The sequence below is a fragment of the Rhizobium sp. 0TCS1.26 genome, assembly GCF_050455525.1.
GTDB lineage: Bacteria > Pseudomonadota > Alphaproteobacteria > Rhizobiales > Rhizobiaceae > Neorhizobium.
Map to the genome: position 1 here is coordinate 1,096,195 of NZ_JBCIYV010000002.1, position 14,980 is coordinate 1,111,174.

The following is a 14,980-nucleotide window of genomic DNA, read 5'->3' on the forward strand; positions in this document are numbered from 1 at the left end:
ATCTGCGGCAACGTGCCCAGAAATTTGCTGAATTTAGGCAGTTCTCGCACCCGCCGAACAAATTTTTTTCGCGTTCTTTCGTGATCCAGAGACAGACCCGATTCATGCCGGAATGCCATTCCAGTTCATGACTGATTCCGTTGAACTTTTTCCGTCCGAACACGTAGTATTACTTAGCCGGCTTCCTATCACGAATGTTACATCCATTAATATTGCGTGATCGCGACGCCCACGTTTCTGCCTTTTTTGACCCTGCTTAAGCCCGCCGCACACGAAATTGCAGTTGCTTGACAGGGGACACCTCGATTTGAAGCTCATAAAAAGTTCAATTTTTGCCGCGGCAGCCATCGCATGCACTTCGCTCATCGGCACCGCATCCGCCAACGCTGCGCCAGGTTGTGGTCACGCCTCCTGGTATGCCCTGACGTCCAAGACCGCGTCGGGCGAACGGATGAACCCGTCCAAGCTCACGGCGGCGCACAAGTCGCTCGGCTTCGGCACCAAGCTGCGGGTCACCAACAAGCGGAACGGCAAGACCGTCGTTGTCCGCGTCAACGATCGGGGCCCGTTCATCCGCGGCCGCGTGCTTGACCTTTCGAAGGCCGCCGCGCAGAACATCGGCATGGTTTCGTCCGGCACCGCGCAGGTTTGCTACGAGGTTATGAGCTGATCAGGCCTCGGCCTTGCTCTGGCGAAGGATCGCGTTTACACGCCGCATGAGCAATCAGGGGAGCGCAGCATGCGGTTGGGCGGACGGATGGCAGCAGCCATCGAAGTGTTGACGGATGTCGAGAACAGACGACGTCCGGTGGCAGACGCCCTCAAGGACTGGGGGCTGTCGCATCGTTTTGCCGGCTCGGGCGACCGCGCGGCCATCGGCAACCTCGTCTATGACGCGTTGCGCATGCGGCTTTCCCACGCCTGGCTGATGCAGGACGACAGCGAAACGGCACTGGTCCATGCTGTCCTGCTTCGCCAGTGGGGCTATACGCCAGAGACGCTTTCCGCAGAACTCCAGGACGACAAGTTCGCGCCGGCCCTGCCTGACTTCTCGGGCCTTGCGACGCGATCGCTTGAAGATGCACCGCCGAACGTCCAGGCCGACATCCCGGATTGGCTCGTCGCCTCCTTCGAAAGGTGCTTCGGCGACCGCTGGCTCATCGAAGCCCAGGCCATGGCTGGTCGGCCGACCCTCGACCTGCGCGCCAACACGCTCAAGGCGTCGCGCGACAAGGTCGTCAAGGCACTCGACAGATCCGGCGCTCGACCCACGACCATCGCCCGGCATGGGGTGCGCATCCCCGCAGGCGAAGGTGCCTCGCGTCTTCCCAACGTCACCGCCGAGCTTTCGTTCCAGAAGGGCTGGTTTGAAGTTCAGGACGAAGGATCGCAGATCGTCGCCGATCTGGTACAGCCGGCCGAGGGACAGCAGGTTCTCGATTATTGCGCAGGTGGCGGCGGCAAGACGCTGGCGCTGTCGGCAGCCATGAACAACAAGGGCCAGGTGCACGCCTACGACGCGGACCGCAAGCGTTTGGCGCCAATCATCGAGCGCCTGCGCCGGGCCGGCACCCGAAACGTGCAGGTTCACGACGATGCCCGCGACCTTGCGACGTTCGAGAACCGCCTCGATGCGGTCCTCGTCGATGCACCTTGCACCGGCACCGGCACATGGCGGCGCCGGCCCGATACCAAGTGGCGGCTGACGCCGAAGAACATCGAGGAACGCCAGGAGCAGCAGCGCGACGCACTGACATCCGCGGCCCGCTATGTCCGCCCCGGCGGCGCGCTGATCTATGTCACCTGCTCCGTGCTGCCGGAAGAGAACGACCAGCAGGTCGCGCGCTTCTGTTCGGACAATCCGTCCTTCAGCCCCGTGCCCGTGATGCCCGTCTGGGAGACGCTGTTCGGTGCCGACGCACCGAAGCCGCATGCACCGGATGGCCGCAGCCTGACGCTCAGCCCGGCACTGACCGGAACCGACGGTTTCTTCTTCTGCCGCATGCAGAAATCCGCCTGACAGAAGCCTTCGCTCGTAACTGGCAAGGCAGCCCTGCGCATGGCATCCCGGTAGGCTGAAAGCGTTCTAAACTAGATTGTTTGACACCAGTATCATCATCGGTCATGACAACGACTGACGGCCAAGAGACTGCCGCAGGAGGGATTATGATCCGCACGATGATCTTGAAAGCGAGCCTGGCTGCGCTGGTGGCTTCGGCTTCCGCGATTGCCACGCCATCGGCGGCTGCCGAGCCGGCCGCGGTTCTCACTCATTACGCCGACCTGGCGCATGCGAAATTTCAGGATGCGCTGACGACCGCGCAGACGCTCGACAAGGCGGTCGATGCGCTGATCGCCAAGCCCTCGGCGGAGACCATGGCTGCGGCCCGCAAGGCGTGGATCGCCGCACGCGTCCCCTATCAGCAGACGGAAGTCTACCGCTTCGGCAATCCGCTGGTCGACGACTGGGAAGGCCGGGTCAACGCCTGGCCGCTCGACGAAGGGCTCATCGACTACGTCGATCCGGCCTATGGGACGGAAAGCGACGCCAACGCCTACTTCACTGCCAATGTCATCGCCAACCCGAAGATCTCGGTGAACGGCGAGACGATCGACGCCTCGAAGATCACGCCGGACTTCATCCGCAGCCTGCACGAGGCCGGCGAGGTGGAGGCCAACGTGGCGACCGGCTACCACGCCATCGAATTCCTGCTCTGGGGCCAGGATCTCAACGGCACCGGCCCAGGCGCCGGTGAACGGCCATTCACCGATTACGACAAGGCACAGTGCACGCACGGCAATTGCGACCGGCGCGCCGGCTACCTGAAGTCCGCCTCGACGCTGCTGGTGCAGGATCTGCAGGAAATGGTCGCGGCCTGGGCGCCGGCCGGCGACGCGACGAAGGCGGTCACCGCCGATCCCAAGCAGGGCCTCACGGCCATCCTCACCGGCATGGGCTCCCTCTCCTACGGCGAACTGGCCGGCGAGCGGATGAAGCTCGGCCTGCTGCTGCATGATCCGGAAGAGGAGCACGACTGCTTTTCCGACAATACCCATGCCTCGCACCTCAACGATGCGATCGGCATCGCCTCGGCCTACAACGGCACCTACACGCGCCTCGACGGTCAGAAGCTGACCGGCGCTTCGCTGTCCGATCTCGTGAAGGCCAAGGATCCGGCACTCGACAAGGAGATGACGGCCAAGCTCGACAAGACGCTATCGGCGATGCAGGCGATGGCCGATCGTGCGGCGAAGGGCGAAGCCTACGACCAGATGATCGGCGAGGGCAATGCCGAGGGCAACGCCACCGTTCAGGCGGCCATTGACGGATTGATCGACCAGACGAAGACGGTCGAGCGGATCGTCACGGCGCTTGATCTCGGCACGGTGAAGCTCGAGGGATCGGACAGCCTCGACAACCCGAACGCGGTCTTCCAGTAAGCCACCGGAGCCGGCCGTCGGGAGATCGCTTCCGCCGGCCCCAGAGACGAGATGCTCAAGCGTCGGGTTGACAGCGCCCTCTCCAGAACCGGCCTCAGAGCCCTGTTGCTGAGCCTGTCGCTCGCCGGTGGCGGGCTTTCCGGCGCAGGGCTCGGCTTTGCGTTTGCGACTGACGCCGACTTCTCGGGGCTATTTGGCCCGCGCGCCGATCTCTCCCCGGCGGACGACGCGCGGGTGAAGTCGGTGGTAATCCCGACCGCTGATTTTTCCAGGCCGGAGCCTTTCGAAACGATGGCCGGTGGCGCCGGATCCTCCAATGCCCGGATCAATGCAGCGGCGTTCTCGCATCCGTCGTCGGCCATCCCCTTCCCCGAGCGGCAGGACTTTGCGCTCGGCGGCGCGCTGTTTTCCAAACTCTGGGTGGCCGCCCCCTCCTCGACGCAGGCGTCGGACGGGCTCGGGCCCCTCTACAATGCCCGCGCCTGCCAGAGCTGCCACATCCGCAACGGCCGCGGGCATCCGCCCGAAGGGGCTGCGGACCATACCTCGATGTTGCTGCGGCTGGCCCGGCCGGCGCGGACGGCGGAGGAGCGGGCAGCGTTCGAGCGGCACGCGGCGCCGAACTTCGGCGACCCTACCTACGGTGAGCAGTTGCAGGATCTTGCCGCTCCGGGGCTCAGCGCCGAGGGAGAGATGCAGATCCGATACGTGGAACAGCCGGTGACGCTCGGCGATGGCACTGTGGTGTCGCTGCGCCGGCCTTCCTACTCGCTCGGCAAGCTGGCCTACGGGCCACTCGATGCCGAAACCACTCTGTCGCCGCGGGTTGCTCCACCGATGCTCGGCATGGGGCTCATCGAAGCGATCCCGGAGGCGGACATCGCCGCCCATGCGGATCCAGAGGATGACGACGGCGATGGTATCTCCGGTCGGCCCGCGATCGTTCGAGACCACCGCACGGACCGACTTGCGCTCGGCCGCTTCGGTGCAAAAGCGCAAAGCGCCACGGTGCGCGACCAGGTTGCCCTGGCGTTTTCGGCGGATCTTGGCCTGTCGACACCCGATCGGCCGGACCCGTTCTGCGACTGCACCCTTGCCGAAGTCGACTGCAGGGCGCTGCCGACCGGCGTCCAGCCTCGTCTCGGCAACAGCGAGGCGCCGGATCCGGTCATGGAGCTTGTGACCTTCTACTCGCAAAATCTTGCAGTGCCGGTGCGCCGCGATGTTGGCGATCCGATCGTCCTTAGCGGCAAGGCGCAGTTCTATGCAGCAGGGTGCCCGGCGTGCCATATCCCGAAATACGTCACCCGCCGTGATGCCGCGGACAAGGCGCAGGCGTTCCAGCTAATCTGGCCGTATTCGGACTTCCTCCTGCACGACATGGGCGAAGGTCTGGCGGATGGCCAGGTGGTCGGTGTCGCCGGCGGTCGTGAGTGGCGCACGCAGCCGCTCTGGGGTATAGGGCTCACCAGGGCTGTCAGCGGCCATACCTTCTTCCTGCACGACGGGCGAGCCCGCAGCCTCACGGAAGCCATCCTGTGGCACGGCGGGGAGGCCGGCGCCGCCCGGGATGCCTTCGCTGCACTGACCCGCAAGGACCGCGAGGCCCTTCTCGCATTTCTGGAGTCGCTCTGATGCGCAGACTGATTGCCGCATGCCTCGTGGCCGCGCTGGCCTCGACCTCCTCCACGTTGGCGCAGGATGCCCCGCCCGCCGCGGCGCCGCAGTTGACGATGGACCAGGCGAAGACGGTGATGGCCAAGGTTGTCGACGGCTTCATCCGGCCGGGCTATCGACGATTCGCAGCTTCGAGCGCCACGCTTACCGACAGCATGCTGCACCTCTGCTCGTCGCCCTCGGAGGACGAGCTGAATGCTGCGCGCCACGCGTTCGAGACGGCCGCCCTCGATTGGGGGCAGATCGAGATCGTTCGCGTTGGGCCGGTGATCGACGAGGCGCGCTTCGAACGCATCCTCTTCTATCCCGACCGCAAGGGAACCGGCCTGCGTCAGGTGCAGGCGCTGCTTGCCAAGCCGGACGACATCGTCACGACGCCGGACGGATTGTCGACCAAGAGCGTCGCCATGCAGGGACTGGGAGCCTTGGAGTTCCTGCTCTACGGCACAGACGCCGAAACGCTGTCGACGCAGCCCAACGGTTTTCGCTGCCGCTACGCTCTTGCGGTTGCCGGCAACATGCAGCGGGTGGCGACCGAACTGGCGCGGCTGTGGGACGAGCCGGACGGCGTGCAGAACGACTGGAAGAACCCCGGCCGGGAAAGCGCCAGCTTCTACGACGCCGGCGAGGCGATCACCGAATTGCTGGGTATCCTGGTCCATGCCGCCGAGACCGTGCGCGATCAGCGGATCGAGACCTTCTACAAGGGCGAAACCGGCAAGACCTTTCCGCGTCAGGCGCTGTTCTGGCGCTCCGATCTCACCTTCCCGATGCTTGCCGCGAACCTCAAGGGTATCCGGACGCTGCTCGACACCTCCGACATCGAGGAACTGCTGAAGCCCGACCAGCAACCCATCGTCGCCTCGATCGATGCGGATCTGGATGCGCTGCTGCATGTGGTCTCGACGGTCAATCCGGAGGTAGAGATTGCGGTCGCCCAGCCAGAGCAGCGACAGAAGCTGGATACCCTCCTGCAGACGTCGCGGGACCTGATCCTGCGGCTCAACGACAAGCTGGGCGGCGGTCTCGGGCTTGGGGCCGGCTTCTCGTTTTCCGACGGAGACTGAGATGATCCGCAGCGGCGCCATCGACCGTCGCAGTTTCGTCCGGGCCGCCGGTATCGGCTTCCTGTCGGCGCTCGCACCGCGCCAGTTGCTGGCGCTCGAGCGGGCCGACAGCGTCTATGCCGCGGGCTTCCGCTCACCCGATGGCAGTTTCGGCATTGCCACGATCAGCGAGCGCGGCGAGGTGATCGACCGCATCGACCTGCCGTCACGGGCACATGGCCTGGCGTTCTGCCGGGCGAGCGGCAAAGCTGTCGCGTTTGCCCGCCGGCCCGGCACCTTTGCGATGATCTTCGACCCGGCGAACCGCACGAGGCCGGTCGTAGTCCATGCGCCGGAGGGCCGGCACTTTTACGGGCACGGACATTTTTCGCCGGACGGGCGCATCCTCTATGCGAGCGAGAACGATTTCGACGGCAATCGCGGCGTCATCGGGCTCTATGATGCAGGCGGCGATTTCACCCGGCTCGGCGAGTTCGAGGCCGGCGGCATCGGCACGCACGACATGACGGTGTCCGACGACGGCCGGCTGCTGATCGTGGCCAATGGCGGCATCGAGACGCATCCGGATTTCGGCCGCACCAAGCTCAACCTCGACAGCATGGTGCCATCGCTGGCGATCATCGATGCCCGCACAGGTGAGACGATGCAGCGGCACACGCTGCCCGATGCGCTACGGCAACTGTCGACACGCCACCTGGACCTGGACGAAGCCGGTCGGATCTGGTTCGCCTGCCAATACGAGGGGCCGCGCAGCGACCTGCCGCCGCTTGCCGGCCATTTCTCGCCGGGCGAAGACCTGCGCTTCGTCGACCTGCCGGAGAGAACGACGCGGCTGCTTGCCAACTATGTCGGGGCGATTGCCGTCAATCGGAAGGCCGGGCTTGTCGGGCTGACCTCGCCGAAGGGCAATGCGGCGGTCATTCTCGATGCTCGGTCGGGGAGCGTTGTCTCGGAGCAGACGGTTGCGGAAGCGGCGGGCGTGGCGCCGTCACCGGATCGCATTGCCGTCTCATCCTATACCGGAAGGCTTGCCGAGACACGTTCCGAGCTTGCCTGGGATCAGCACCTGGTGCGCCTCGGCTAACGCTTACGAAGCCTGGCCGCTGGCGAAGCCTGGCCACCGCCCTAGATGACGGGCCATGAAGAAAATCCTCATCCACGTGCTGTTCATCGCCGTCGTTGTCGGGCTCGGGGCGCTGATCGGCGTCGCCAATATTCCCGGTGCCTGGTATCAGTCGCTGGCCAAGCCGCCATTCAACCCGCCCAACTGGATCTTCGGCCCGGTGTGGAGCGCGCTCTACGTGCTGATCGGCATTGCCGGTGCCCGCACCTGGCTCGCCCACCCCGCATCCGGCCGCATGCAGCTTTGGTTCGGCCAGATGGCCCTGAACTTCCTCTGGACGCCCGCCTTCTTCGGCGCCGAAAGCACGATCCTCGGGCTGATCGTCATCGTTCCGCTGCTCGCCGCCATCCTCGTCTTCATCCGCGCGAGCTGGCACCGGGACCGTATCAGCGCGCTGCTGTTTGTCCCCTATGCAGTCTGGGTGGGTTTTGCGACGCTTCTCAATCTGTCGCTGTTCGTCCTCAACTGAGGCCTCGCTTGCAGCGAAACGGCGGGCGTGCGAGTTTCGCGGTTGCGAACAGGATGGGCAGGCATGGACGGCATAGATCCGGGAGATTTCCGCGCGCGGGTGAAGCGAAGCTTCGAGCGACAGGAGGCGATGCGCACGATTGGCGCCGAGCTGACGCGCATCGAACAGGCGACGGTCGAGATCGAGATGCCATTCGACGTCAAGCTCACCCAGCAGCACGGTTTCCTGCATGCCGGCGTGATCGCGGCCGGTCTCGACGCCGCCTGCGGCTACGCGGCCTATACGGTCATCGAGCCGGAAGCCTCCATCCTCACCATCGAGTTCAAGGTCAACCTGATGTCGCCCGGTCGTGGCGAGCGTTTTCTGTTTCGCGGCGAGATCACCAAGCCGGGCTCCACCATCATCGTCGCCGACGGCCGAGCCTATGCGATCGGCGACGGGCCGGCAAAGTTGATCGCCTCGATGAGCGGCAGCATGATGGTGATCCGCGGACGCCAGGACATCAGCGGATGACGATCGAGCCGAGCCGCATCGGCGGCAGATCCGTGCTGTTCGTCATGGCAGCGCAGGCCGAGTATGGACCGCATCTGCAGGCGCGTTTCCAACCGCTGATCACCGGCGTCGGACCGGTGGAAGCCGCCGTCTCGGTCTCGGCCTGCCTCGCGAGGCTGGCGGCCGCCGATCTTCTGCCAGATCTTGTTGTCTCGCTCGGCTCGGCCGGCTCGCGGGTCCTGGAGCAGACGGAGATCTATCAGGCCTCCTCGGTCGCCTACCGGGACATGGATGCCTCGCCGCTCGGTTTCGAGAAGGGCCGCACGCCGTTTCTCGACCTGCCGGCAGCAGTCCCGCTGCCCCATGTGATCCCCGGCCTCGGCTGCGCCACACTGTCGACCGGCGCCAACATCGTCTCCGGTGCCGCCTACGAAGCGATTGATGCGGAGATGGTCGACATGGAGAGCTTTGCCGTTCTGCGCAGCTGCCAGATGTTCAACATCCCGCTCGTCGCGCTGCGGGGAATTTCCGATGGCAAGGCGGAGCTGCGCCATGTCGGCGACTGGACCGAATACCTGCACGTGATCGACGAGAAGCTGGCAACCGCCGTTGATCGGCTGGCCGAGGCCCTGCAATCGGGCGAATTGCGGCCCTGACGGAGTTGCAAAAAATGCAAACCTTCATTAAAGGCTCGCCATGACCCAGATAGCGCACCCCGACAGCATCCTCATCATCGATTTCGGCAGCCAGGTGACGCAGCTGATTGCGCGCCGCATTCGTGAAGCCAGGGTCTATTGCGAGATCCATCCGTTCCAGAACGCCCGCGAAGCCTTCCTGAAGATGCAGCCGAAGGGCGTCATCTTCTCCGGCGGCCCGGCTTCGGTAACGGCTGAAGGCTCGCCGCGCGCGCCGCAGGAAGTCTTCGAGACGGGTGTGCCGATCCTCGGTATCTGCTATGGCCAGCAGACGCTCTGCACCCAGCTTGGCGGTGTCGTCGAAGGCGGCCATGCTGCCGAATTCGGCCGCGCCGACGTGGAGATCAAGAAGGAAAGCCCGCTGTTCGACGGGATCTGGGAGGCCGGTGGCCGCTACCCGGTCTGGATGAGCCACGGCGACCGGGTGACCGAGCTGCCGGACGGCTTCGAGGTCATCGCAACGTCGGAAAACGCACCCTTCGCCATCGCTGCCGACGAGAGCCGCCGCTATTACACGACGATGTTCCACCCGGAAGTGGTGCACACGCCGGACGGCGCAAAGCTGTTGTCGAACTTCGTGCACAAGATCGTCGGCCTCAAATCCGACTGGACGATGGCTGCCTACCGCGCCGAGATGATCCGCAAGATCAAGGATCAGGTCGGCTCCGAGCGCGTCATCTGCGGCCTGTCCGGCGGCGTCGACTCCTCCGTGGCGGCCGTTCTGATCCATGAGGCGATCGGCGACCAGCTGACCTGCATCTATGTCGACCATGGCCTGATGCGCCAGGGCGAGACCGAACAGGTCGTCGGCATGTTCCGCGACGCCTACAATATCCCGCTCGTCCACGTGGACGCCTCTGACCTGTTCCTCACCGAGCTTGCCGGCGTCTCCGACCCGGAAGTGAAGCGTAAGACGATCGGCCGCCTGTTCATCGAGGTATTCGAGGCGGAAGCCGCCAAGATTGCCGCAGACGGGAAGGGCTCGCCTGCCTTCCTGGCGCAGGGCACGCTCTATCCCGACGTTATCGAGAGCGTCTCGTTCTCGGGAGGTCCGTCCGTCACCATCAAGAGCCACCACAATGTCGGCGGCCTGCCCGAGCGCATGAACATGCAGCTCGTCGAGCCGTTGCGCGAACTGTTCAAGGATGAAGTGCGGGCGCTCGGCCGCGAGCTCGGCCTGCCGGAAAGCTTCATTGGCCGCCACCCGTTCCCGGGTCCGGGCCTTGCCATCCGCTGCCCTGGTGCCGTGACCCGCGAGAAGCTCGACATCCTGCGCAAGGCGGACGCGATCTACCTCGACGAGATCCGCAAGGCCGGTCTCTACGACACGATCTGGCAGGCGTTTGCCGTGCTGCTTCCGGTCCAGACCGTCGGCGTGATGGGCGACTACCGCACCTACGATTTCGTCTGCGCCCTGCGTGCTGTAACCTCGGTCGACGGCATGACGGCGGATTTCTACCCCTACGACATGAACTTCCTCGGCCGCGCGGCAACCCGCATCATCAACGAAGTGCGCGGCATCAACCGCGTCGTCTACGACGTGACGAGCAAACCGCCCGGCACGATCGAGTGGGAATGATTTTTCTGCCAGCCGCGGGTGTCCGAAACTACGCTCTGTTACGACGTAGTGACGGACTCAAAAATGCAATTTCGCCTCCGCCTACCGACATCCATAAGTGGGCGTAGGTTACGTCCGGCGGCCTCGCTGCCGGACTTCTCCCCAGTTGATCAACTGCGAAACGACAGTTCCGTCAGGGCAAATGGGGCCCATGACGCACGACAATACCGTGCAGGAACAGATCAACCAGATGAGCAACCCGCGATTTGGGAGAGCTCTCTTTTTCGAGCGCTATCGAAATCGCAATAACAACAGTGATGAAGTCGTCGAAAGTGACTTCCCGCCGGATCATGCCAGCTTCTTGCGCGCGCCGAAGCAAGCGATTGCCTTCAGCGGTGATCGCATTGCAACCGGGCGTGCCGCACTGAATGACCGTCCCGAGAGATGCGGCAAAGCTCCGATAGATGCTGGTATTTAGCGCGAGATCTTCAAGATAGGCCCGTATTGCGGTGTTCGGATCGTGTTCCGGATCTCGCAGGCGGCTTGTTGCCGCAACCGACAGGAACCGCTCGTTGCTGGTGGCTGCCAAGAGCTCCTCGCGTGTCGGGAACCTGCGATACAGTGTGCCGATGCCAACGTTTGCGCGCTTTGCGACCTCCTCCAGCGCAACGCCTACTCCCCGCTCAAGAAACAGTTCTTCCGCCGCAATGAGAATGCGTTCGCGGTTGCGTCGCGCATCGGCCCGCAGATCAAGGTCGTCGCTCATTTTTACCTTCTCGGACTTGTCAAATGGAGGATACCTCCATATTTGAAGTGGAGCAACCCTCCACTTCAGCAAGGATACTCAGATGGTAAAGCGCTTTGAAGACAAGGTCGTGGTCATTACCGGCGGAAGCGACGGCATAGGCCTGGCAACGGCAAAAATGTTCGCTGAGGAAGGCGGCAGAGTTTATATCACCGGCCGCCGACAGGAACTGCTCGATGAAGCTGTAAAACAGATCGGCCACGGTTCTGTCGGCGTACAAGGCGATGTCACCAAAAATGCCGACCTGACGAGGCTCTACGAACGGATCGAGCGTGACCACAACAAGGTCGATGTCGTTTTTGCCAATGCCGGAATTCACGAGGTCGTTTCGCTTGAGGCGATCGACGAAGCGCACTTCGATACGATGTTCGGCCTCAACGTTAAGGGGATGGTCTTTACCGTGCAGAAGGCACTGCCGCTGATGAGCAACGGAAGTACGATCGTCCTCAATGGCTCGATCGCCGGCTCGAAAGGACTACCGGGCCAGTCGCTCTACAACGCCAGCAAGGCAGCCGTCCGCTCGTTCGCGCGGAGCTGGACGACCGACCTCAAGGCGCGCGGCATTCGCATCAACGTCGTGGCGCCGGGTGGCACAGAGACGCGCCTTATCCGTAGCTATCTCGATACGCGACCGGGAGCGGAAGACGCCCTTAACCAGGGTGTGCCGCTTGGGCGGTTGGGGCAGCCGGACGAGGTAGCGCGCGCGGTGCTCTTCCTGGCCTCCGCGGAGAGCAGCTTCGTCGCTGGCCACGAACTGTTCGTGGATGGTGGCGTCGCAGCCGTCTGAGGGCAGACAGACGGCGCGCTCCCTTCAAGGTCGGCGGCAACGGATGGCTTAGGCCAGCGCCTCGTAGACGAAGCCGTGGAAATCCGCGGGCTTGGCTCGTCCGGTAATGTCGAAGGCGAACATGCCGGCAAAGGCGCCGGTGAACGAACCGTGTTCGCCGCGACCGCCTTCGTCCGAGACGACGCCGGCGTCGAGCAGCGGGCCGAGCGGCTGCCAGTTGCCGCCTTCGCCGCTGCGGAAGAAGAACTGCAGGTCGTTGTCGCGGATATCCATGGCCAGATGCACCGGCCCGTCGGGCACGGGTTCGCCGCTCTCCACGGGGAACACCATCCGCGCATGCGGAAAGTCGCCGGGGCATGAGAAGATCGTCACCACCCGGCCGAGCTTCTCATGCCAGGTAACCACCACCGCATGGAACTTGTGGCGGTTGTAGTAATGCGTCAGCCCGGCAACCTGCTGATAGGTTTCCGGCGCAAAGTCGACCACCGTCTCGGCGCGAAAGCTGTGGTGCTCCTGGCGCCGGGCGACCAGCGCCTGCTCGAACCACGAGCCGATGCTTTCGCGGCCATGGAGCCTCAACCTGCCTGGATTGTCGGTCAGCGAAAAGATCCTCTCAGGCTCAGGCGTGCGCAGCCACTGGAAATCGTCCGGCGGCTGCGGGCCGTCGAAACGATAGTCGATCCGCTTCGGTTTGGCGTGAGGCTCGGCATCACCCGGCGACGGGACATCGATCGCCGGCACCACGCCACCATGCTCCAGATAGAGCCAGTCGTCGCGCCAGACGCATTTCTGCAAGCCAGTTTCCCGCCCGAGCGTACAACGGCGCTGCGGCGGCATAGGCCGACCGCACAGATGAGTGTGATAGGCCTCGCCCTCCGGCGTCTCGACATATTGCCCGTGGCCGGCCCGCTGCAGCACCGCATCGGGCGCATCTTTCGACGTGATGAGATGCGTGTCCGGGTGTATCTCGTAGGGACCGTCGATCGCCTTCGACCGGGCCAGGGTCACCGCGTGATTGTAGCCCGTTCCGCCCTCGGCGGTCGTCAGGTAGTACCAGCCATTGCGCTTGAAGAGATGCGGGCCCTCCACCAGACCAAGCGGGCTGCCGGCGAAGATGTTCTTGATCGGCCCCTTGAGACTCTTCGTCCCGGCATCCCATTCCTGCATCAGGATGCCGTCGAAGGCCGGGTGCTTCGGTGCGCCGCCATAGCTTTCCGTGCGGTGGTTCCACTGCATGTTGAGGAACCACTTGCGCCCGTCATCATCGTGGAACAGCGTCGGATCGAAGCCGGACGAATTGACGTAGATCGGGTCGGACCACTCGCCGTCGATCGTCGGCGCGGTGACGATGTAGTTGTGGGCGTCCTTGAAGTTGCCGTCCAGCCGCTTGACGTCGGTGTAGACCAGCCAGAACAGACCATCCGCATAGGAGAGGCACGGCGCCCAGACGCCGCAGCTGTCCGGGTTGCCGCGCATGTCGAGCTGGCTCTTGCGCTCAAGCGGACGCCGCACCAGCGTCCAATTTGCCAGGTCGCGGGAATGGTGGATCTGCACGCCGGGAAACCACTCGAAGGTGGAGGTGGCGATATAATAGTCCTCGCCGACACGGCAGATGGACGGGTCCGGATTGAACCCGGGCAGGATGGGGTTGCGGATCATTGGGTCAGTCTCCTCACGGTCTTCGACCTGCAGCGCCGGCCACGGCAGATGCGCGTCCGGCGGACGGTCTCAGCGCAGCAGCGCCAGCGCCTCATCGATACCGAGTGCCGCCGGCTGTGTGCAGGTGGTCGTCATGTCGACGAACCGCCCTTCCTCGCCGGATTTGAGGATCCCGGTCATCACGTCGATACCGTGCAGCGAGCGCTCCAGCGAGCAGCGTGGATCACGCCCCTCGATCAAAGCGATGGCCATATCGGCCAAACCGGCAGTGCGGTAATTGGCGCGCGGGCCGCGCGGGCTTTCCTGGTTCTCCTTGCCGAAGGGATGATCCCAGGGCGTCAGCGGCTCGATGTCCATGCTGCGGCCGGATGCCTCGACCTTGCCGCCAAAGAAGTTCGGGTCCGGCACGTAGATTGAGCCTTCGGTGCCGTAAAGCTCCATGTTGGCATGCCGGTGCGACCAGACATCCCAGCTTGCCGACAAGGTGATCGTTGCGCCGCTGACGAATTCCAGCAGCGCATGGATGTTCGTGGGCGTCTCGACCGGGATCGACTGGCCGGCGAGCGGCTGGCTGGTCACGGTGCGGGTCGGGTTGGCCATGGAGGTCAGAGCCCCGACGCGCTTCACCGGACCAATGAGGTTGATGAGGTTGGCGATGTAGTAGGGGCCGAGATCGAGGATCGGGCCACCGCCGGCAAGGAAGAAGAAGCCGGGGTTCGGGTGCCACATCTCCATACCGGGGCTCATGACGTGGCAGGTGCCGGAGGTGATGCGGCCGACGCCGCCCTCATCGATATACTTGCGGGCCAGCTGGTGCGAGCCGCCGAGAAAGGTGTCCGGTGCGCAGCCGACCGCCAGCCTCTTGGCCTTGGCGAGCGCCCGCAGTTCCTCGCCCTCTTCCAGCGAAAGAACCAGCGGCTTTTCCGAATAGACATGCTTGCCGGCCTCGAGGATCGCCTTGGAGACGGCGAAATGCGATGCCGGAATGGTCAGATTGACGATCACGTCGAGTTCGTCGTTTGCCAGAAGTTCGTCGATCGACTGCGCCTTGACGCCATATTCCTCGGCGCGCAGTTCGGCGGCGTTGCGATTGAGATCGGCGCAGGCGAGCATCTTCAAGCCGTTGAAGAGCGGTGCCAGCGACAGGTAAGTGGTGGAGATATTGCCGCATCCGATGATGCCGACGCCCAGTTCCTTGGCCATTTGG

General features: G+C 64.1%; 14 protein-coding genes. 11 read left to right on the plus strand and 3 right to left on the minus strand.

Annotated features, from left to right (window positions below; genetic code table 11):
- Positions 1 to 307: 307 nt before the first annotated feature.
- The 10 genes from AAIH46_RS12545 (at position 308) to guaA (ending at position 10,543) form a co-directional block, all read left to right on the plus strand.
- On the plus strand, positions 308 to 670 hold the full coding sequence (locus AAIH46_RS12545; RefSeq protein WP_430306560.1) for a septal ring lytic transglycosylase RlpA family protein: 363 nt from the start codon (positions 308 to 310) through the stop codon (positions 668 to 670).
- Positions 671 to 739: 69 nt separating this feature from the next.
- Positions 740 to 2,020: an RsmB/NOP family class I SAM-dependent RNA methyltransferase gene (locus AAIH46_RS12550; RefSeq protein ID WP_430306190.1), complete on the plus strand. Its 1,281-nt coding sequence runs from the start codon at positions 740 to 742 to the stop codon at positions 2,018 to 2,020.
- 146 nt (positions 2,021 to 2,166) lie between these two features.
- Positions 2,167 to 3,441 carry an imelysin family protein gene (locus AAIH46_RS12555; protein WP_430306191.1) on the plus strand — a complete coding sequence of 425 codons (1,275 nt, stop codon included), beginning with the start codon at positions 2,167 to 2,169 and terminating at the stop codon, positions 3,439 to 3,441.
- A gap of 51 nt (positions 3,442 to 3,492) precedes the next feature.
- On the plus strand, positions 3,493 to 5,076 hold the full coding sequence (locus tag AAIH46_RS12560; RefSeq protein WP_430306192.1) for a di-heme oxidoredictase family protein: 1,584 nt from the start codon (positions 3,493 to 3,495) through the stop codon (positions 5,074 to 5,076).
- Positions 5,076 to 6,185 (plus strand): imelysin family protein, encoded by a 1,110-nt coding sequence (locus AAIH46_RS12565; RefSeq protein WP_430306193.1) that lies wholly within the window; start codon positions 5,076 to 5,078, stop codon positions 6,183 to 6,185. The genes AAIH46_RS12560 and AAIH46_RS12565 overlap by 1 nt, the downstream gene beginning before the upstream one ends.
- Position 6,186: 1 nt before the next feature.
- Positions 6,187 to 7,269 (plus strand): DUF1513 domain-containing protein, encoded by a 1,083-nt coding sequence (locus tag AAIH46_RS12570; RefSeq protein WP_430306194.1) that lies wholly within the window; start codon positions 6,187 to 6,189, stop codon positions 7,267 to 7,269.
- 55 nt (positions 7,270 to 7,324) lie between these two features.
- Positions 7,325 to 7,777, plus strand: coding sequence for a TspO/MBR family protein (locus tag AAIH46_RS12575; RefSeq protein WP_430306195.1), 453 nt, complete (start codon positions 7,325 to 7,327; stop codon positions 7,775 to 7,777).
- A gap of 63 nt (positions 7,778 to 7,840) precedes the next feature.
- A complete protein-coding gene (locus AAIH46_RS12580; protein WP_430306196.1) occupies positions 7,841 to 8,290 on the plus strand; it encodes a PaaI family thioesterase in 450 nt (149 codons plus the stop codon).
- On the plus strand, positions 8,287 to 8,925 hold the full coding sequence (locus AAIH46_RS12585) for a 5'-methylthioadenosine/S-adenosylhomocysteine nucleosidase (protein ID WP_430306197.1): 639 nt from the start codon (positions 8,287 to 8,289) through the stop codon (positions 8,923 to 8,925). Before AAIH46_RS12580 ends, AAIH46_RS12585 begins: the two co-directional genes overlap by 4 nt.
- 40 nt (positions 8,926 to 8,965) lie before the next feature.
- Complete coding sequence (gene guaA, locus AAIH46_RS12590; RefSeq protein WP_430306198.1) at positions 8,966 to 10,543, plus strand: glutamine-hydrolyzing GMP synthase; 1,578 nt, start codon at positions 8,966 to 8,968, stop codon at positions 10,541 to 10,543.
- A 172-nt stretch (positions 10,544 to 10,715) separates the two neighbouring features.
- Here the strand turns inward: guaA and AAIH46_RS12595 are convergent, their stop codons facing one another.
- Positions 10,716 to 11,288 carry a TetR/AcrR family transcriptional regulator gene (locus AAIH46_RS12595; protein ID WP_430306199.1) on the minus strand — a complete coding sequence of 191 codons (573 nt, stop codon included), beginning with the start codon at positions 11,286 to 11,288 and terminating at the stop codon, positions 10,716 to 10,718.
- Between the two features lie 82 nt (positions 11,289 to 11,370).
- On the opposite strand from AAIH46_RS12595, the gene AAIH46_RS12600 reads away from it, so the two are divergent.
- On the plus strand, positions 11,371 to 12,114 hold the full coding sequence (locus AAIH46_RS12600) for an SDR family NAD(P)-dependent oxidoreductase (RefSeq protein WP_430306200.1): 744 nt from the start codon (positions 11,371 to 11,373) through the stop codon (positions 12,112 to 12,114).
- 48 nt (positions 12,115 to 12,162) lie between these two features.
- On the opposite strand, the gene AAIH46_RS12605 is transcribed toward AAIH46_RS12600, so the two are convergent.
- Both AAIH46_RS12605 and AAIH46_RS12610 read right to left on the minus strand, forming a co-directional pair.
- Positions 12,163 to 13,773 carry a glycoside hydrolase family 43 protein gene (locus tag AAIH46_RS12605; protein ID WP_430306201.1) on the minus strand — a complete coding sequence of 537 codons (1,611 nt, stop codon included), beginning with the start codon at positions 13,771 to 13,773 and terminating at the stop codon, positions 12,163 to 12,165.
- 69 nt (positions 13,774 to 13,842) lie between these two features.
- Positions 13,843 to 14,976, minus strand: coding sequence for a Gfo/Idh/MocA family protein (locus tag AAIH46_RS12610; protein WP_430306203.1), 1,134 nt, complete (start codon positions 14,974 to 14,976; stop codon positions 13,843 to 13,845).
- Positions 14,977 to 14,980: the final 4 nt, after the last annotated feature.